This window comes from Paenibacillus sp. P4_E11 (assembly GCF_056401635.1).
Genome location: NZ_JBFUIX010000632.1, coordinates 1 through 753, shown reverse-complemented (window position 1 = coordinate 753; position 753 = coordinate 1). Strand labels below are relative to the sequence as shown.

The following is a 753-nucleotide window of genomic DNA, read 5'->3' as shown; positions in this document are numbered from 1 at the left end:
GATTGTTTCATTTCACTCCACAGGTCGGAGGGCTTCGGCTTGGGATTAGCGGAAGCGATGTACTTGGGTAAACCGGTCATCGGAACGAATTGGTCGGGCAATACCGACTTCATGAATCAGATGAACTCTTGTCTCGTCAGCTATCGGCTCGTACAGGTCGGAAATAACTATGGACCGTACAAAGCCCATCAATTCTGGGCGGATCCCGCTGTTCAGCATGCTGCAAGCTATATGCAATTGCTAGTCAGGGATCCGGTCTATCGGGCTCAGATCGCTGCCGAAGGCCAGAAAACGATCAGAACGGACTATTCCCCGCAAGTAGTAGGCGAAATGATGAAGCAGCGTCTGCTGCGTCTAGGTCAACTGTGATGTAAGCACGATTCATTCACTCAAACCCCAACAAAGGTAACTCTGCAAAGTTACCCTTGTTGGGGTTTGAACTTAGTTTTTTTCGTATATTAGCTCTTAGAAATCCTCTTTATTGGCCTGTTCAATCAGCCATATAGTCCATCTTTCTAACTCATTCCCGTCACAATTCCGAACGGCGTTAATCAGCGAGCTGAAGCCGAGTTTATGATGGTAGAACATTTGACAACGGCTGAAAAATGTAGGGTCAGAAGGTCCTTTGTAATATTGGAACACCTTCCAGGCAAACTCTTCACCGTACGTATTGAACAAATCGGAATAGTCTTGGGAGGGATCCCCTAGTTTGACCATTCCGAAATCGATAATCCCATTAATGCGGCCTTGCTT

2 protein-coding genes are annotated in these 753 nt (G+C 46.7%); one reads left to right on the top strand and one right to left on the bottom strand.

Annotation, left to right across the window (positions count from 1 at the left end):
- Positions 1–369 (top strand): glycosyltransferase (locus AC1DWB_RS36575; protein WP_477545943.1); only part of this gene is annotated, 369 nt, incomplete at its 5' end.
- Positions 370–465: 96 nt separating this feature from the next.
- Here the strand turns inward: AC1DWB_RS36575 and AC1DWB_RS36570 are convergent.
- A partial coding sequence (locus tag AC1DWB_RS36570; RefSeq protein ID WP_477545942.1) for a phosphotransferase occupies positions 466–753 on the bottom strand: 288 nt, incomplete at its 5' end.